Annotated in this window: 13 protein-coding genes and 1 riboswitch; of the genes, 5 read left to right on the top strand and 8 right to left on the bottom strand. The window is 54.7% G+C overall.

Annotation, left to right across the window (positions count from 1 at the left end; genetic code table 11):
- Positions 1 to 358 precede the first annotated feature (358 nt).
- The 5 genes from cra to leuO form a co-directional block, all read right to left on the bottom strand.
- The gene (cra, locus tag A6U95_RS03825) at positions 359 to 1,363 is read right to left on the bottom strand and encodes a catabolite repressor/activator (protein WP_021179314.1); all 1,005 of its coding nucleotides are present in this window, start codon (positions 1,361 to 1,363) and stop codon (positions 359 to 361) included.
- A gap of 287 nt (positions 1,364 to 1,650) precedes the next feature.
- Positions 1,651 to 2,145 carry an acetolactate synthase small subunit gene (gene ilvN / locus A6U95_RS03830; protein ID WP_021179312.1) on the bottom strand — a complete coding sequence of 165 codons (495 nt, stop codon included), beginning with the start codon at positions 2,143 to 2,145 and terminating at the stop codon, positions 1,651 to 1,653.
- Positions 2,145 to 3,863: an acetolactate synthase 3 large subunit gene (gene ilvI / locus A6U95_RS03835; RefSeq protein ID WP_065683546.1), complete on the bottom strand. Its 1,719-nt coding sequence runs from the start codon at positions 3,861 to 3,863 to the stop codon at positions 2,145 to 2,147. The genes ilvN and ilvI overlap by 1 nt, the downstream gene beginning before the upstream one ends.
- A 317-nt stretch (positions 3,864 to 4,180) precedes the next feature.
- Positions 4,181 to 5,986 (bottom strand): long-chain fatty acid--CoA ligase, encoded by a 1,806-nt coding sequence (locus tag A6U95_RS03840; protein ID WP_065683547.1) that lies wholly within the window; start codon positions 5,984 to 5,986, stop codon positions 4,181 to 4,183.
- A 456-nt stretch (positions 5,987 to 6,442) separates the two neighbouring features.
- Positions 6,443 to 7,390 (bottom strand): transcriptional regulator LeuO, encoded by a 948-nt coding sequence (leuO, locus tag A6U95_RS03845; protein WP_065683548.1) that lies wholly within the window; start codon positions 7,388 to 7,390, stop codon positions 6,443 to 6,445.
- 917 nt (positions 7,391 to 8,307) lie between these two features.
- On the opposite strand from leuO, the gene leuA reads away from it, so the two are divergent.
- From leuA to leuD, 4 genes are read left to right on the top strand one after another with little or no spacing between them, the layout of a single operon-like run.
- Positions 8,308 to 9,882 (top strand): 2-isopropylmalate synthase, encoded by a 1,575-nt coding sequence (leuA, locus tag A6U95_RS03850; RefSeq protein ID WP_021179308.1) that lies wholly within the window; start codon positions 8,308 to 8,310, stop codon positions 9,880 to 9,882.
- Between the two features lie 2 nt (positions 9,883 to 9,884).
- Positions 9,885 to 10,976, top strand: a complete 1,092-nt coding sequence (leuB, locus tag A6U95_RS03855; protein WP_024483539.1) for a 3-isopropylmalate dehydrogenase — start codon at positions 9,885 to 9,887, stop codon at positions 10,974 to 10,976.
- A 3-nt stretch (positions 10,977 to 10,979) separates the two neighbouring features.
- The gene (leuC, locus tag A6U95_RS03860; RefSeq protein WP_024527182.1) at positions 10,980 to 12,380 is read left to right on the top strand and encodes a 3-isopropylmalate dehydratase large subunit; all 1,401 of its coding nucleotides are present in this window, start codon (positions 10,980 to 10,982) and stop codon (positions 12,378 to 12,380) included.
- Positions 12,381 to 12,391: 11 nt separating this feature from the next.
- On the top strand, positions 12,392 to 12,994 hold the full coding sequence (gene leuD / locus A6U95_RS03865) for a 3-isopropylmalate dehydratase small subunit (protein ID WP_024483541.1): 603 nt from the start codon (positions 12,392 to 12,394) through the stop codon (positions 12,992 to 12,994).
- Positions 12,995 to 13,039: 45 nt separating this feature from the next.
- Here leuD and A6U95_RS03870 read toward each other — a convergent pair whose 3' ends face one another.
- The 3 genes from A6U95_RS03870 to sgrT all read right to left on the bottom strand — a co-directional run bounded on the left by A6U95_RS03870 (position 13,040) and on the right by sgrT (position 16,166).
- Positions 13,040 to 14,512, bottom strand: a complete 1,473-nt coding sequence (locus A6U95_RS03870) for a DASS family sodium-coupled anion symporter (protein WP_065683549.1) — start codon at positions 14,510 to 14,512, stop codon at positions 13,040 to 13,042.
- Between the two features lie 143 nt (positions 14,513 to 14,655).
- The gene (locus tag A6U95_RS03875) at positions 14,656 to 15,843 is read right to left on the bottom strand and encodes a sugar efflux transporter (RefSeq protein WP_065683550.1); all 1,188 of its coding nucleotides are present in this window, start codon (positions 15,841 to 15,843) and stop codon (positions 14,656 to 14,658) included.
- Positions 15,844 to 15,992: 149 nt separating this feature from the next.
- Complete coding sequence (sgrT, locus tag A6U95_RS29560; protein ID WP_071784940.1) at positions 15,993 to 16,166, bottom strand: glucose uptake inhibitor SgrT; 174 nt, start codon at positions 16,164 to 16,166, stop codon at positions 15,993 to 15,995.
- A 92-nt stretch (positions 16,167 to 16,258) separates the two neighbouring features.
- Here sgrT and sgrR point away from each other — a divergent pair, with 92 nt between their 5' ends.
- Entirely contained in the window at positions 16,259 to 17,920 is a 1,662-nt protein-coding gene (gene sgrR, locus A6U95_RS03880) for an HTH-type transcriptional regulator SgrR (protein WP_065683551.1), read from the top strand.
- A 37-nt stretch (positions 17,921 to 17,957) separates the two neighbouring features.
- A riboswitch (TPP riboswitch) is annotated at positions 17,958 to 18,076 on the top strand.
- The last annotated feature ends 51 nt before the right edge of the window (positions 18,077 to 18,127 follow it).

Below are 18,127 nucleotides of genomic sequence, written 5' to 3' on the forward strand. Positions count from 1 at the left end.
TACGTAATGACATGGCAGATCTCTCATTCCACGGCATAAGCAGCTCCACTCAGAAGTACTCATACCTATGTTGTAAGTGTCTACCATGTCCCCGAACAAGTGTTCATGATGTCCTCGGTCTGTACACTCCCACAGCGAGAGGGGGCTGATTGCCCCTGCTCTGCTGGAGCTAAAGAGATAATCTCGGCACCAAAGTGAGTCACTACAGTTTCAGACCCACTCCACCAAGGAGAGCTGATACGAAGCTGTGATCAGGAACAGGAGTTAATCAGTCACCGGGTGTACAGAACGAATGGCGTAGGCAAATTGTGACTCGATCGGTCCCCTCTCCCTGTGGGAGAGGGTTAGGGTGAGGGCATTATTTGCGGCTCAGGCTGCCACGGCGGAACAGGTTACGGCGAATGCGCGTCATACCCGGTTTAGGTTTGCGCGGTTCATCCAGGCTGGCAAGCACCAGCTCCAGCACCCGCTCGGCAACATCACGGTGGCGCTGAGCCACGGCAAGCACCGGGCATTCCAGGAAATCCAATAACTCATGATCACCAAAGGTGGCAATCGCCAAATCCGCCGGTAAACGCCCACGCTGTTTCAGCGTAACGTCCATCACGCCCTGCAACAGCGAGAATGAGGTGGTAAACAACGCCTGTGGCATCGGATGGGTTTTCAACCATTCCGCGAACAGCACTCCGGCTGCTTCACGCTCATAGCTATTGGCATAGAGATAATCCACCTGCCGTTCATCATCCTGCCAGGCCTGACGGAAGCCCTGCTCACGCAAGAAGCTGACCGAAAGCTCAGGTAAAGCCCCCAGATACAACACCGACTTGGCGGGGAAAGTGCGTAACTCCTGCGCCAAGGCAAAGGCGTCTTCCTGATCGGCCCCCACCACGCTGATAAAGTGTTCACGATCCAGAGCGCGATCCAACGCGATAATCGGGAAAGGATCGTTAGCCCAGCGTTGATAGAAAGGATGCTCCGGCGGTAACGCAGTGGAGACGATGATCGCATCAACCTGGCGTTGCAGCAGGTGCTCAATGCAGCGCATTTCATTATCCGGCTGATCTTCCGAGCAGGCGATCAACAGTTGATAACCGCGCTGACGCGCCTGGCGTTCCAAGTAGTTGGCGATGCGGGTATAGCTGGTATTTTCCAGATCCGGGATCACCAGGCCGATAGAACGAGTGCGGCCCGCACGCAGCCCTGCCGCTACGGCATTCGGGTGATAATTGTGCTCCCTGACCACGGCCATCACTTTTTCGACGGTTTTATCGCTGACACGATACTGCTTCGCCTTGCCGTTGATGACATAACTGGCCGTAGTGCGCGAAACGCCTGCGAGACGCGCGATTTCATCCAGTTTCACGTTAACCCCTTTAAATGACTCTCAAAATGACAATGGATCGTGTGGCGTTGTTTACCCCACGCTTTCAATGTACGGCTAAGCATGCAGCGAACCGAAACCGAAAGCGGAAGGGTAATGAGTAACCATGATAGTCACTATGGTTATTCAACCCGTAATGGCGATCTAACAGCAGAAAACACTGCCGAGCAACCGCTTTCGCCCAAAGGTGCCAGCAAATGGGCAAAAAATTAAAAAGAAAGGGCGCAGCAAACCTGCCACGCCCCGGATACCGTGCAGAAAACCCGCTATCAGCGCATAATCTTGTCGCCACGCGACACGCCAACAATCCCCGAGCGGGCCACTTCGACGATTTCCGCTACTTCACGTACGGCGTTGAGGAAAGCGTCCAGCTTGTCGCTGGTCCCCGCCAACTGCACGGTGTAAAGCGACGAGGTGACATCCACAATCTGGCCACGGAAGATATCCGTGCTGCGTTTCACCTCTTCACGACCATAGCCGCTAGCCTGCAGCTTCACCAGCATGATTTCACGCTCAACGTGAGCCCCCTGCACCAGCTCACTGACGCGTAGAACGTCAACCAGCTTATGCAACTGCTTCTCTATCTGCTCCAGTACCTTTTCATCACCCACCGTCTGGATCGTCATGCGCGACAAGGTTGGATCATCGGTAGGAGCAACCGTCAGGCTTTCGATGTTGTAGCCACGCTGAGAGAACAGCCCGACGACGCGCGACAACGCACCGGATTCGTTTTCCAGTAATACCGATAAGATACGGCGCTTCATCAGGTTCTCTCCGTTTTGCTTAGCCACATTTCGTCCATGCTTCCACCGCGGATCTGCATTGGATAAACATGTTCGGTCTCGTCGACGGTCACATCGACAAACACCAGACGTTCTTTTTCAGCCAGCGCCTGCGCCAGCTTGCTTTCCAGCTCATCCGGGGTACGAATGGCGATGCCAACATGGCCATAGGCCTCGGCCAGCTTGACGAAGTCCGGCAAGGAATCCATATAGGACTGAGAATGGCGGCCAGAATAGATCATGTCCTGCCACTGCTTCACCATGCCCAGGTAGCGGTTATTCAGGTTGACCACCACTACCGGCAAATTGTACTGCAGAGCCGTGGACAACTCCTGGATATTCATCTGGATGCTGCCGTCACCGGTGACGCACACTACCGTTTCGTCTGGCAGTGCCAGTTTCACCCCGAGGGCGGCTGGCAGGCCAAAGCCCATAGTGCCCAAGCCACCCGAGTTGATCCAACGGCGCGGTTTATCGAACGGATAATAAAGCGCGGCAAACATCTGATGCTGGCCAACGTCGGAGGTGACATAGGCATCGCCTTTGGTCAGGCGGTGCAGCGTTTCGATCACCGCCTGAGGTTTGATGGTGCCACTGTCTTTGTTGTAGCCCAGGCAATCACGCGCGCGCCACTGTTCAATGGACTGCCACCAGTCACGCAGCGCATCGAAATCCTGCGCTTTGTCCTCATGCGCCAGCAGTTCCAGCATCTGCGTCAGCACCTGTTTGGCATCGCCAACGATAGGAATATCGGCATCCACCGTTTTGGAAATGGAAGTCGGGTCGATATCGATATGCAGCACCGTGGCATCCGGGCAGTATTTGGCCAGGTTATTGGTAGTGCGATCGTCAAAGCGCACCCCAACGGCAAAAATCACGTCGGAATGATGCATGGTCTTGTTGGCTTCATAGGTGCCGTGCATGCCCAGCATACCGACGCTTTGGCGGTGAGTCCCCGGGAACGCCCCCAGCCCCATCAGCGTACAGGTGACCGGCAGGTTCAGCTTTTCCGCCAGTTGCAGTAACTCTTCATGACACTCCGAATTGATGGCACCGCCGCCCACATACATGATCGGCTTTTTTGCCGCCAGAATGGTCTGTAGGGCGCGTTTGATCTGCCCGCGGTGGCCTTGCACCGTCGGGTTGTAGGAACGCATGCTGACGTCCTGCGGATACGCGTAAGGCATTCTTATCGCCGGGCCGACGATATCCTTCGGCAGATCGACCACCACTGGGCCAGGGCGGCCGGTAGAAGCCAGGTAAAACGCCTTTTTCAGCACGGAAGGAATGTCTTCGGTACGCTTGACCAGGAAGCTGTGTTTTACCACCGGGCGGGAGATACCCACCATGTCGCACTCTTGGAACGCATCGTAACCAATCAGTGAGCTCGGCACTTGACCAGATAGCACCACCATCGGGATGGAATCCATATAGGCGGTGGCGATGCCGGTAATGGCGTTGGTAGCCCCAGGGCCAGAAGTGACCAGCACGACACCCACTTCGCCGGTTGCTCGTGCATAGCCATCGGCCATATGCACCGCCCCTTGCTCGTGGCGCACCAGAATATGATCGATGCCCCCTACCGTGTGCAGGGCATCATAGATATCGAGTACCGCCCCGCCCGGATAGCCGAATACATGCTTAACGCCCTGATCGATCAGCGATCGGACGACCATCTCGGCTCCTGACAATATTTCCATGGGTTTGCCTCCAGGCTTACATAGCTTGTTCTTGTCTGACGCCGGAACGTAGCGCCTGTCCTGTCTGGGGCATGGCCCCAAAAATCTTATGGACGTTTTGGACTCTTAACATAGCGTCAGAATATGGGGCAGGCAAACGGCAAAATGGCTTATCGTGGGCAAGGGTATTGCCATCAGGCTGGAGAAGTGCGGCTTGGCAAAACTATGCACTAGCTGAGCGGTTGTTCAGCTAGGCATTATTTCGAGGGTGGGGGTAATTACAGAACTATATCAGGCAGGGCGGCTGAGGATTTTTCGTCCGCCTGCCGCCCCTATCATCACTTTTCCTGATACATCGACTCTATTTCATGCTGATAACGCTGTAGGATCACCTTGCGACGCAGCTTCAGCGTCGGAGTCAGCTCTCCCAATTCCATCGAGAAGGCCGCCGGCAGCAGGGTAAATTTCTTCACCTGCTCAAACAGAGCCAACTCTTTTTGCATCTCCCGCAAACGCTTTTCGAACATTTCGATAATATGGCTGTTGCGCAGCAGCTCGAGCCTATCCTGATACTTAAGATTGACCGATTTGGCATACTCTTCCAACGATTCAAAACTCGGGACGATCAACGCGGAGACAAATTTGCGTGCATCGGCAACGATCGCGACCTGTTCAATAAAGCGATCCTGCGCCAGGGTACCTTCCAGCATCTGTGGCGCAATGTATTTGCCGCCGGAGGTCTTCATCAGATCCTTCAGCCGTTCGGTAATAAACAGGTTGCCGCCATCGTCGATCATGCCAGCATCACCGGTTTTCAACCAACCGTCTGCGGTAAAGCTATCGGCCGTCTCCAAGGGTTTATTGAAATAGCCACGCATCACGATTGGCCCACGCACCTGGATTTCATTTTCATCGCCAATGCGCACTTCTACGCCGGGCAGCGGCTTGCCGATCGAACCAAAGCGAAAGTTGTTCTCTTCCCAGCATGAGACCGTGGCACAGGTTTCCGTCATGCCGTAGCCGTATTTGATGTTGATGCCCATCGCCTGGAAAAACAGAATGACGTTATCATCAAGCTTGGCACCGGCCGCCGGCAAGAAGCGCACCCGCCCCCCCAGGATCCCCCGCCGCTTGCTTAACACCAGCTTGTCAGCCCAGCGGTGAGAGAGGTCGAACAGCTTGCCTAACGGTTTCCCAGCCCTTTCCTGGAGGAACTTACGTTCACCGCAGACGATGGCCCAGTGGAATAAGGCACGCCGTAACCAAGGCGCACGAGCGACCTTTTCATGCACCGCGCTGAAGATTTTTTCATAAAAGCGTGGCACTGCACACATCAGGGTCGGTTTGACATCGGCCATCGCTTCCCGCACCCAGTCGGTATTGGGCAGATAAACGTTCTGCGCGCCCGAATGCATGATAAAGAAGCTCCAGGCACGTTCAAACACGTGTGACAGTGGCAGGAAGCTGAGGGAAACGTCATCCGCCGTCACCGTAAGACGATCGTCATGCAGCTGCAACTGTGCGGCCATATTGCGGTAGTCAAGCATCACGCCTTTCGGCTCCCCGGTGGTGCCTGAGGTGTAGATAAGGGTGAATAAATCCTGCAAATCGCGCTCGGCAATTCTTTGCTGACGCTGGGCTTCGAAACGCTCGATATCCGCAAGACGTTCGAAATGATGCAGGTGTTGAGCAATCTCACAGCCGCGCAAATCAGCTGAAGCATCAAAGACAATAATGTGGGTCAGTTGCGGGCATACGCCACGCAGCGCAATCGCGGCATCCAACTGTTCTTGTTCGCCGACAAACAGAATGCGGATATCGGCATCGTTAATGATAAATGCCGCCTGAGCAGGAGTGTTGGTGGCATAAAGCGGCACGCTGACCGCCCGCAGCTCGAGGATCGCCAGATCGGCCAACGACCAGGCCATGCTGTTGTTGGCAAAAATCGCGATACGTTCCTGTACTTCGACGCCCAGTGCCAGCAAGGCGCAGGCAATATGTTGCATATGCGCCCCGACCTGCGACCAGGTCAGCCGTGTTTCTCCCTGCGGGGACCACTGACGGAAAGCCGTATGTTCGGCACGGTTAGCAATGTGATGCTGTATACGTTCGACCTGATGGTAATGCTGCAAGGTATTGGTCATAGCGCTCTATGCCTGAAATTAATCAACCAGTTAACCGCGATTGGAGCGGAAGCTCTCACATCTCAGCTTACACGTGTTTACTTTTTTTGCGCAGTCTACCTAGTCTCCGGCTGTGGGAAAAGGGATTTCAGCGTAGAAGTGTGAGCCAAAACGCGCTTGTGCTCATTTCTCTTGATCTTGGACAAAAGGGAGTGCAAAAGGTTTACGCCAAACAGACAAAGTGGGATCGACGACAAGAAAGGAAAGGTGACAGGTTAAAATAACGGCAGTCTCGTTTGGGGCAGAATAGTGTTTCGGTCACTTAAATTAAATAACCCTCGCGGGTTAATGATATTTTTCACGGTATCACTACACGGAATTATCTTAGTTTTTCTTGAGCCTATTCTTATTAATCTTTCACGCTGTCCATTATCAACCCGACGCACTCGAAAGCGCGCTGGGCCAATAAATCACTAATTAACGCAATACACCCGCTTGGCTAAGTACGGACTTCATCCACTGATGGCCTTCATCACGCTCGGCAGACTCATGCCAGGAAAGATAACAGGTGGTGGTTTTTCTCTCCCAAGGCAGCGGAATTAATTTTAGCTGCAAGGCTTGTGCGTGCTGCTGGGCAAACCAGCGAGGAGCGATTGCCACCATCTCGGTCATGGCGACCAGATTCAATACGCTGAACAGGTCGGTACATTGCTGGGTGACACTGCGTTGTAGGGTTTCGTCCAGATAGTAGGGTTTGCTAAAGGAGCAAAAGCGCTCCAATGCGATGACGGCATGATGCTCCGCCAGCATCTGTTTCTGGCTAATGGTACCTACCAGGCGTGGGTGAGACTGCGCGGCAACCAGGGTCAATTCATCATCGAATAAGGCAATATCCTGAAACTCGGGATGTTCAAGGCGGCTATAGCCAATAACAAACTCGGTTTCCTGATAGCGTAACTGATGCTCGATGTTATTGCTCATGTAAGACTTGGTCTGTATCTGCACGTTGGGAGCCATGCTCTTGACGTTGTTGATTATTTTGGCAGTCAGACGAATATCTAGCGGGCTGCAGATAGAAAGCATAAAGAGGCGTTCACTGCTCAGGGCATCAAAACCAGCGCCTGGCAGCTCATTTTGTACCAGCTGCAGTGCCTGGCGTACCGGGCCAAAAAGTTGGCGGGCGCGCATGGTAGGCTGAATGCCACGGCCGAAGCGGACAAACAGCTCGTCGTTGAACATGATCTTCAAACGCGACACGGCATTGCTGACCGCTGGCTGCGACATCCCTAAGGAATTTGCCGCCTTGGTAATATTCTGCATCTGCATAACTGCATCAAAAACAGTGAGTAAATTAAGATCCACACTGCGCAAATGAATATCACCGTTTTCTTTCCTCAAGACAGTTCCTGAATTATATTCGGACATATCCAAACTCCACTAAGTCCCATGTAGATAATCCCGCTAGCGCGCAGGGGAATAACGGGAAAAGACACGCTACGTTATTCCCACACAGCGAAATTAGTTATCCCTTTTGACTACCCTTGTAAGATAGCAATCGGGCATCATCCTATAAAAATATGACACAGGGTGCATATTAGGCATTGTTCGTCGTTAGGTAGCTTTGGCACATCGGTTCGCAACTCGCCGATGGCATACAAACAAAATTGGCAGACAAAACACCTGTGTTATGGATACCTGTTTGGCCCCATCAACCTCTGGATCAGACCATAAAATGAGTTAATGGACAATCATGCCAGAGCAAAATAGGTATCTTTAGCATCACTTAATTGATTGTAGCGGCTCAGTTCAGCGCTAAAAATACGAATTACGAATAGATTAACAAAAACAAATTGACACCATGAATACCAAACCAGAAACATCAGCATCCTATCAAACCACGTTTGCTGGTTTTTTGCGCCAACGAAAAATTTTAACCTAGTAGTCTTGTTAATCAATGCAACAGCGCCACTTTCAAACCATTTATGCTAATAAAACCCCCATCACCTGCGGATTTAGCGCTGGCCCTGGGAGGTTTTACCGAGTTTCCAACTAGCGCCATCCCCACTGGCGCCGCGCTTTTCAATACCCCTGCTTTAATCAGGTGTTGACATGCCCCGGCCAATAAAGTATCAAATTAGGCAACGAAACAATTTTAGAGAAGCTGACCGCCATGATCCGTACTCACCGTCTACTAGGCCTACTACTAAACGCATCTTATGTGCGCGGTACGCTGGTGGACGGGGTTCAAAGCTGATTCAGCCCATCATCTGCAAAACCCGCGCTACTGCGCGGGTTTTTTTTTACCCGCTTAGCGTGAAACAAACACGACAAGGAACAACACGATGAGCCAACAAGTCATTATTTTCGATACCACATTGCGTGATGGTGAACAGGCGCTGCAGGCGAGCCTGAGCGTTAAAGAAAAAATCCAGATCGCCATGGCGCTGGAAAGAATGGGTGTCGATGTAATGGAAGTCGGCTTCCCAGTCTCCTCACCTGGGGACTTCGAGTCAGTACAGACCATTGCCCGCCAGATCAAAAACAGCCGCGTTTGTGGTCTGGCACGCTGTGTTGATAACGACATTGACGTCGCTGCCGAAGCATTACGCGTGGCCGAGGCCTTCCGTATTCACGTCTTCCTGGCCACCTCCACCCTGCATATCGAATCCAAACTGAAGCGCTCTTTCGACCAGGTGCTGGAAATGGCGGTGCGCTCCGTCAAACGCGCCCGTAACTATACCGATGACGTAGAGTTCTCCTGTGAAGACGCTGGCCGTACCCCCATTGATAACCTGTGCCGCGTGGTAGAAGCCGCCATCAATGCCGGTGCCACTACCATTAATATCCCTGATACCGTTGGCTACACCACGCCAAACCAGTTCGGCGGCATCATCACTACGCTGTACGACCGCGTGCCTAATATTGATAAGGCGATTATCTCCGTCCACTGCCACGACGATTTGGGCATGGCCGTGGGTAACTCTATCGCTGCCGTCCAGGCCGGTGCCCGCCAGGTAGAAGGCACCTTGAACGGCATCGGCGAACGTGCCGGTAACTGTTCACTGGAAGAAGTGATCATGGCCATCAAGGTGCGTCAGGACTTTATGCAGGTGCACACCAATATCAATCATCAGGAAATCTACCGTACCAGCCAGTTGGTCAGCCAACTGTGCAATATGCCCATCCCGGCCAACAAGGCCATCGTCGGTTCCAATGCCTTCGCTCACTCCTCCGGTATCCACCAGGACGGCGTGCTGAAAAACCGGGAGAACTACGAAATCATGACCCCGCAGACCATCGGTCTGAAAGATGTCCAGTTGAACCTGACCTCCCGTTCCGGCCGCGCGGCGGTAAAACACCGCATGGAAGAAATGGGCTACAAGGAGCAGGATTACAATCTGGACGTGCTGTATGCGGCTTTCCTGAAGCTGGCCGACAAGAAAGGCCAAGTGTTTGACTACGATCTGGAAGCCCTGGCATTTATCAACAAGCAGCAGGAAGAGCCTGAGCATTTCAGTCTGGAATACTTCAGCGTGCAGTCTGGCAGCAGCATTATGGCTACCGCCTCGGTCAAACTGAAATGTGGCGACGAAGAGAAGTCCGAAGCCGCCACAGGCAATGGGCCGGTCGATGCGGTTTACCAAGCCATCAACCGTATTACCGACTACCCGATTGAGCTGGTGAAATACCAACTGACCGCCAAAGGCCAGGGCCGCGACGCGCTGGGCCAGGTTGATATCGTGGTGTCTTACAATGGCCGCCGCTTCCATGGCGTGGGCCTGGCAACCGATATTGTGGAATCCTCTGCCAAGGCGATGATCCACGTATTGAACAATATCTGGCGCTCTCAGCAAGTAGAAAAAGAAAAGCAGCGCTTGCAGCAAACCAAACATCAAAATAATCAGGAAACGGTGTGAACATGACTAAGACTTACCACATTGCCGTCTTGCCCGGAGACGGGATCGGCCCAGAAGTAATGGCCCAGGCCCATAAAGTGTTAGATGCCGTGCGCCAACGCTTTGGTATCCGCATCACTACCAGTGAATATGACGTCGGTGGTATTGCCATCGATCGCCACAGCACCCCATTACCCGCAGCGACCGTTGCCGGCTGCGAGCAGGCCGATGCCATCCTGTTCGGCTCGGTAGGCGGCCCTAAATGGGAGCACCTGCCACCGGCAGAGCAGCCGGAGCGCGGTGCGCTGCTGCCGCTGCGCAAGCACTTCAAACTGTTCAGCAACCTGCGCCCTGCTCGCCTGTACCAAGGGCTGGAAGATTTTTGCCCGCTGCGTGCCGATATTGCCGCGCGTGGCTTCGACATTCTGTGCGTACGTGAGTTAACCGGCGGCATCTACTTTGGCCAACCCAAAGGCCGTGAAGGCCAGGGCATGCATGAGCGCGCCTTTGATACCGAGGTCTACCACCGCTTTGAAATCGAACGCATCGCCCGTATCGCCTTCGAGTCTGCCCGCAAACGCCGCAATATCGTCACCTCGATAGATAAAGCCAACGTGTTGCAAAGCTCCATCCTGTGGCGTGAAGTTGTGACTCAGGTAGCCAAGGACTATCCGGATGTGTCGCTGTCGCACATGTATATCGACAACGCCACCATGCAGTTAATCAAAGACCCGTCCCAGTTCGACGTGTTGCTGTGCTCCAACCTGTTCGGCGATATCCTGTCGGACGAATGCGCCATGATCACCGGCTCGATGGGCATGCTGCCTTCCGCCAGCCTGAACGAACAAGGCTTTGGCCTGTACGAACCCGCCGGGGGTTCCGCACCTGACATCGCGGGCAAAAACATTGCCAACCCGATCGCGCAAATTCTGTCTGCCACCCTGCTGCTGCGTTACAGCCTGGGTGCCGATGAAGCCGCAGATGCGATCGAGCGCGCCATTAATCAGGCGTTGGAACAGGGCTACCGTACCGCCGATCTGGCCGGTGCCGGCAAAGCCATCGGCACCAATGAAATGGGCGATATCATTGCCCGCTTCGTGGCTGAGGGGGCGTAAATCATGGCCAAGACCTTATATCAGAAATTATACGATGCCCACGTGGTGCATGAAGCGCCAAACGAGACACCGCTGCTGTACATCGATCGTCATCTGGTGCATGAAGTGACCTCCCCACAGGCGTTCGACGGCCTGCGTGCCATGGGCCGCAAAGTGCGTCAGCCGGGCAAGACTTTTGCCACCATGGATCACAACGTGTCGACCCAGACCAAAGACATCAACGCCAGCGGCGAGATGGCTCGCATTCAGATGCAGGAGCTGATCAAGAACTGCGCAGAGTTCGGCGTCTCACTGTATGACCTGAACCACCCCTTCCAGGGCATTGTGCACGTTATCGGCCCTGAGCAAGGCATGACGCTGCCGGGCATGACCATCGTCTGTGGCGACTCACATACCGCCACGCACGGTGCCTTTGGCTCGCTGGCGTTCGGTATCGGTACTTCGGAAGTGGAACACGTGCTGGCGACCCAAACCCTGAAGCAGGGCCGCGCCAAGACGATGAAGATTGAAGTCACCGGCGATGCCGCAGAAGGTATCACCGCCAAAGATATCGTGCTGGCCGTGATCGGCAAAACCGGCAGCGCTGGCGGTACTGGCCACGTCGTTGAATTTTGTGGCAAAGCTATCGAAGCGTTGAGCATGGAAGGCCGCATGACGCTGTGCAACATGGCGATTGAGATGGGTGCCAAAGCGGGCCTGGTTGCGCCAGACGACACCACCTTCAATTACCTGAAAGGGCGCCAGTTCGCTCCTACCGGGGAAAACTGGGAGCAGGCCGTGGCCTACTGGCGCACCATGAAGTCCGACGCCGAAGCCAAATTCGATACCACCATCACCCTGCGGGCGGAAGATATCGCGCCACAGGTCACCTGGGGCACCAACCCTGGGCAGGTTATCGCGGTCGATCAGGCAATCCCAACCCCCGATTCCTTTAGCGATCCGGTGGAACGTGCCTCAGCTGAAAAAGCGTTGGCCTATATGGATCTGAAACCCGGCATCAAGCTGACTGACGTCGCAATCGACAAAGTGTTTATCGGTTCTTGCACCAATTCACGCATCGAAGATCTGCGTGCCGCAGCCGCCATTGCCAAAGGCCGTAAAGTGGCCGCAGGCGTGCAGGCGATTGTGGTGCCTGGCTCCGGCCCGGTCAAAGCTCAGGCGGAAGAGGAAGGTCTGGACAAGATCTTTATCGAAGCCGGTTTCGAATGGCGCCTGCCAGGCTGCTCCATGTGCCTGGCGATGAACAACGACCGTCTGAACCCTGGCGAACGCTGTGCCTCAACCAGCAACCGTAACTTCGAAGGGCGTCAGGGCCGCGGTGGGCGTACCCATCTGGTCAGCCCGGCTATGGCCGCCGCAGCTGCCGTTACCGGCCATTTTGCCGACATCCGTGAATTGCACTAAGGAGCACCAGCGTGGCTAAATTTACTCAACATACCGGCTTAGTGGTGCCTCTGGACGCGGCCAACGTCGATACCGACGCCATTATCCCGAAGCAGTTTCTGCAGAAAGTCACCCGCACCGGTTTCGGCCAGCACCTGTTCAACGACTGGCGCTTTCTGGACGATGCGGGTCAGCAGCCAAATCCTGAGTTTGTGCTGAACCTTCCGCGCTATAAAGGGGCCAGCATCCTGTTAGCCCGGGAAAACTTTGGCTGTGGCTCATCCCGTGAGCACGCACCATGGGCACTGACTGATTACGGCTTCAAGGTAGTGATTGCACCAAGCTTTGCGGATATCTTCTACGGCAACTCGTTCAACAACCAGCTGCTGCCGGTCACGCTGAGCGAGCAGGATGTGGATACGCTGTTTAAGCTGGTGGCAGAGCACGAAGGTACAGAGTTCGTGGTCGATCTGGAAAACCAGACGGTGAACGCCGGGGGCAAAAGCTACCCGTTTGAGATCGACAGCTTCCGCCGCCACTGCATGATTAACGGTTTGGACAGCATTGGCCTGACGTTGCAGCACGAAGCGGAGATTTCCCGCTACGAAGCGCAGCAACCGGCCTTTCTGAACTAAACCTCAGCCTCACCCGCCGCCCGGCGGGTGAGGCTTTCATCAAACTCACCAATAGCCTAACCACTTCCACCATACCCCACCAATCAACGCCCAGATCAGCAGGTTGACCACGCTCATGATAAAGCCGGTTTTCCACCATTCCCCCAGAGTGGCATAGCCCGACCCAAAGATGATCGGCGCGGTACCGGTAGCATAATGGGTTAACGACATCATCAGCGAAGACGAGAAGGCCAGGATCAGGCCAAGCAGAGCCGGAGGCGCACCAAGGGCAATACCTGCGGCAAAGAACGCGGCGAACATGGCGGTCACGTGCGCGGTGGTACTGGCAAAGAAGTAATGCGAATAGAGATAGACGAGCGTTAGCAGAATGGTCCCTCCGACCCAGCTCATCCCCATATGATCGATACCCGAACCTACCGTTTGTGACAGCCAGGCAATCAGACCCAGTTTGCCAAGGTAGGTCGCCATCATCACCAAGGCGGCAAACCAGACCACGGTATCCCAGGCCCCTTTGTGCTTCAGCACGTCGTCCCAGCTCAGTACGCCGGTTGCCAGCAGGATCGCCAAACCAATCACCGCAGCCGTCGTTGGGTTAACCGCCAGTGCGGGGCCAAAAATCATCGCAGGAACCCCGGCCCACAGCATCAGCAACAGGGCAAACACGCCCAGCGTGATTTTCTCTGGCAGGGTTATCCGCCCCAGAGTTTGCAGTTTATCTTGCGCAAACAGCGGCGCATCCGGGGTGCTTTTGATTTCTGGTGGATACAGCAGATAAACCACCAGTGGCATGACAATCAGCGAACAGATTGCCGGTACCAACGCCGCTATCGCCCACATGCCCCAGGTGAGTTCGAACTCGGAACCCGCGCCTTTGGCGATCAGATTGACAATCAGCGGGTTAGGCGCAGTTGCGGTGATAAACATCGCCGAGGTGATCGGGTTGATGTTGTAGTTCACCAGTGAGAGATAGCGGCCAATCTTGCCGGAGGTATTCAGCTCGGGCTTGGAGCCAAAGCTGTCCGCTATCGATTTCATTATCGGGTGGATGATCCCGCCGCCACGGGCGGTATTGCTCGGCGTCACCGGGGCCAGCACGGTTTCCGCCAGGGTTAACGCATAGGCAATCCCCAGCGTTTTCTTGCCAAACAGCGAGATAAAGTAGTAGCCAATGCGCGATCCCAGGCCGGTTTTATTCAGGCTCAGGGAGATCATGATCGAGAAACCGATCAGCCAGATGAGTTGGTTGGAGAACCCGCTCAGTGCATCGTCCAGCGCGGCCCCCGGCTTGCCAGGGTTGGTCACTCCGGTCACGGCCACCAGCGCAATGGCAATGATGGATACGGCGCCGATCGGCATCGCCTTGCCGATAATGGCAATGATGGTCCCAATAAACAGTGCCAGCAAATGCCAGGCATTCGGTGCCACCCCTTCAGGGACGGGGATCACAAACCAAATCAGCAGAGCAGCGATAACGGCACAGAGGGCGGGAACAGGTTTGAGCGGCGTTAGTTTATCCATAACATACCCACTTTAATCAACGGGATCGGCATCTCAATAGCAAGATGGATAAGAGCGTGAAGCTCACGCTCTGAGTCCGTTTATCTTAGTGAGAATGGAGCGGTTTTCTCAATGATATGTATCAACTAACCGGGTGTTACAGCTCACACTTCGCGAACTTTGGCACACATCCATAGCGCCAGGATGGCAAGCAGAGTAATCAGGTAGTAAACCGCAGAGTGCCCGAAGTTTTCCACCAACGCGCCTTGCAGTACACCGGCCAGGATCACCCCGGTCGAAATGCTGTTGGTAAACATGGTGGTCGCGGCACCGGGCCGCCCCGGCATCAGATCCTGAAAATACAACATGCCGATCCCGGCAACGATGCCGATAAACACCGCGTTGAACAGCTGCAATACCATCAGGGCCGACTGGAACTTGAACAGCACCAGCCCGGCATAAAACAGTACGCCTGCCGCCACCGCAAACAGCATCATATTGCGTTTGCCAAAGCGTTTGACGTAATAACCCGCCAGCAGCATAGCCGGAATTTCCAGCCCGGCGGCGGTCCCCATCAGCCAACCTGCCAGCCGTTCTGGCAAGCCCAGGTCGGCAGTGATATACAGCGGCATATCGATGATATACATGGTGTTGCAGGTCCACATCAGCATCGAGGCCACAAACAGCAGGCGCACATCGGGATCGCGCCAGGCGCTGATTGGCGCGATAGGCGGAGAATCTACGCTGATCTCAACGTTGGCACGGGGCACCGAAGGCAATATCAGCCACACCAGCAGCACGCTGACGACAAAAATCCCCGCCGCAATTATAAACATCACGGTAAAGCCGTAGTTCAGTGCCAACATAAACGACAGCGGCGGGCCAATCACCCAGGCCAGTGAAAGCTGAGCGCGCATCACCGAACTGAACATCACTACTTCACGTGCCGAGCTGTCCGCATACTCACGCGCCAGGGCAAAAATCTGCGGCATGGCGGTATTGGCAATCGCGGCCAGCAATACACCAGCAGTGATCAAGGTCAGATAATCACGGTTGAACGCAAACAACAGGCTATTGCCCACCGCCATGGCACAGCACACCAGGATCAGCTTGCGCCGATCGCCACGGGTATCCGAACGCTTGGCCAACAGGAAGCTGACGGCAATCCCGGCGATGGCATTCACGGTATAGAACATACCCACCCATAACGGGCGCACCTTTACCTCGGTGGTCAAAAACAGGCTCAGCGTGGGGGCTTGCAGCGCTCCGGCAATGCCGGTCAGGAAGGCTATCAACAAGAAGGCGGCAAAAACGGGATTAAAACGGCGCGGCAACCAGCGTCTGAAACTCATGGCGATATCCCTATCCAGAAATAAAGAAGGCTATGCTACAGAAGGAAAATTGCCGAAGGAAGTAAAGACGGCAGATAAAAATGCCAGTGGGTGTTACCCCACTGGCTGGTGAAAAGCACCATTACTCAGAAACACTTTTGCGGTGAACGTCAGATACGCTCACGGTATTGCTTGTCGCTCAGCGTGGCGATGTCCCACTGGGTCAAGTGGGCCAGCATCTCCAGCCGCGCCTGTTCAGGTACCACCCGCAGCCAATCTGCCTGCTGGCGGCGGATCGCGGTGAAATAACGCTGATAAAACTGTTTAGTTAACAGAACCGTCATTTGTTATCCCTCCGCTGATTCAACTGCCCTCATTATCGGCGTAATATAGGGAAAGATAAATTGACGACTTGATGCCAGAGAGTTCCTCTTTTATGTCCACCTCACGCCTGCAACAACAGTTCATCCGCCTGTGGCAACGCTGCCATGGCCAAACCACCGAAACCACGCTGCAAGAGTTGGCAGAGGTGCTCAGTTGTTCCCGACGCCACGTTCGTTCGCTACTGGGAGCCATGCAGCACGAGGGCTGGCTGACCTGGCAGGCCGAATCCGGCCGGGGTAAGCGTTCGCAGCTCAGCTTTCACTACACCGGATTGGCACTGCAACAACAACGCGCCGAGGAACTGCTGGAACAGGATCGCATCGACCAACTGGTCCAACTGGTGGGCGATAAAGACGTGGTACGCCAAATGCTGCTTTCCCAGTTGGGGCGCAGCTTCCGCCAGGGGAAACATATCCTGCGAGTGCTCTACTATCGTCAGCTTTACAACCTGTTGCCCGGCTCGGCACTACGCCGTTCAGAAACCCACCTGGCAAGACAGATTTTCAACGGCCTGACGCGGGTAAACGAGGAAAACGGGGAACTGGATCCCGATCTTTCGCATCATTGGCAAACGATCACTCCTTTGCACTGGCGTTTTTATCTACGTCCGGCGATCCATTTTCACCATGGCCGTGAGCTGGAAATGGAAGATGTGATCCAGTCGCTCAACCGCCTGATCCCACAACCGCTATTTTCACATATCGACAGGATCGACTCGCCTACGCCCTATGTCATCGATGTACATCTGCACACGCCGGACTACTGGCTGCCCTGGTTGCTGAGCAGCGTACATGCCATGATCCTGCCGCGCGAATGGCAGAGCCTGCCGGACTTTGCTCGCCATCCGATCGGCACCGGCCCCTATCGCGTGATACACAACAACCAAAGCCAGATGAAAATCCATGCCTTTGACGACTACTTTGGCTATCGCGCCCTGATCGATGAGGTCAACATTTGGGTATTACCAGAAATCACCGAAGAGCTGGCGCACTCCGGCGTCCAGTTACAGGGGGATGATACCGGTAGGAACGAGCTGGAAAGCCGCCTCGAGGAAGGCTGTTATTTTCTATTGTTCGATCAGCGTTCGGCACTGGCGGCCGATCCGGAAATCCGCAGTTGGCTAAGCGAACTGATCAACCCAATCGCACTGCTGAGCCACGCCGGGCCGCTCTACCAGCGTTACTGGGCTCCGGCCTATGGCATTCTCCCGCGCTGGTTACATAACCGTGTGTTGGGGCAGCAACCCAAGCCTGCAGGCTTAACCGAATTGACCCTGACCTTCTACAGTGAACACTCCGAGTTCCACGCAATCAAGCAGGCTATCGCCTCTCTGCTGGCTGAGCAGGGCATCAAACTCAATGTACAGGTCGTGGATTATGAAGCCTGGCATAAGGGCAAGGCGCAAAGCGATCTGTGGTTAGGCAGCGCCAACTTCACCCTGCCGCTGGAGTTTTCGCTGTTTGCCACGCTATACGAACTGCCGTTGATACAACATTGTCTGACGGAAGATATCGCGCAGGATGCCGCTCAGTGGCGGGAAAACAGCCTGTCCATGGCCGAGTTTTGCCAGCGCCTGGTCAGCAGCCATCAGTTGCATCCGTTATTCCACCACTGGCTGCAACTGCATGGTCAACGCAGTATGCGTGGGGTACGGATGAATACCCTCGGCTGGTTCGATTTTAAATCTGCCTGGTTTGCGCCGCCGGAAGCATAATCGCCTTTCACCCACGCCGCTAAGCCTCTACAATAGCGCCGACTCAACGGGGTGCGGAGAACCCGCCAATTTTTGGCCAACGGTTTTCCGCTGAGAGCACACCCGTCGAACCTGATCCGGTCAATACCGGCGGAGGGATTTGAGCATGGCGCGTTAACCTTCGTTAACCCAGTCCTCAGATACCTTTGCCCCCTTTACTATTAGGAG

It is taken from the genome of Serratia sp. 14-2641 (assembly GCF_001692375.1).
GTDB lineage: Bacteria > Pseudomonadota > Gammaproteobacteria > Enterobacterales > Enterobacteriaceae > Chania > Chania fonticola_C.

What these genes read in the sequence shown, in the direction of transcription:
- ilvN (WP_021179312.1), bottom strand. Translation starts at nt 2,145, where the DNA reads ATGAAGCGCCGTATCTTATCGGTATTACTGGAAAACGAATCCGGTGCG.
- ilvI (WP_065683546.1), bottom strand. Translation starts at nt 3,863, where the DNA reads ATGGAAATATTGTCAGGAGCCGAGATGGTCGTCCGATCGCTGATCGAT.
- A6U95_RS03840 (WP_065683547.1), bottom strand. Translation starts at nt 5,986, where the DNA reads ATGACCAATACCTTGCAGCATTACCATCAGGTCGAACGTATACAGCAT.
- leuO (WP_065683548.1), bottom strand. Translation starts at nt 7,390, where the DNA reads ATGTCCGAATATAATTCAGGAACTGTCTTGAGGAAAGAAAACGGTGAT.
- leuA (WP_021179308.1), top strand. Translation starts at nt 8,308, where the DNA reads ATGAGCCAACAAGTCATTATTTTCGATACCACATTGCGTGATGGTGAA.
- leuB (WP_024483539.1), top strand. Translation starts at nt 9,885, where the DNA reads ATGACTAAGACTTACCACATTGCCGTCTTGCCCGGAGACGGGATCGGC.
- leuC (WP_024527182.1), top strand. Translation starts at nt 10,980, where the DNA reads ATGGCCAAGACCTTATATCAGAAATTATACGATGCCCACGTGGTGCAT.
- A6U95_RS03870 (WP_065683549.1), bottom strand. Translation starts at nt 14,512, where the DNA reads ATGGATAAACTAACGCCGCTCAAACCTGTTCCCGCCCTCTGTGCCGTT.
- A6U95_RS03875 (WP_065683550.1), bottom strand. Translation starts at nt 15,843, where the DNA reads ATGAGTTTCAGACGCTGGTTGCCGCGCCGTTTTAATCCCGTTTTTGCC.
- sgrT (WP_071784940.1), bottom strand. Translation starts at nt 16,166, where the DNA reads ATGACGGTTCTGTTAACTAAACAGTTTTATCAGCGTTATTTCACCGCG.
- sgrR (WP_065683551.1), top strand. Translation starts at nt 16,259, where the DNA reads ATGTCCACCTCACGCCTGCAACAACAGTTCATCCGCCTGTGGCAACGC.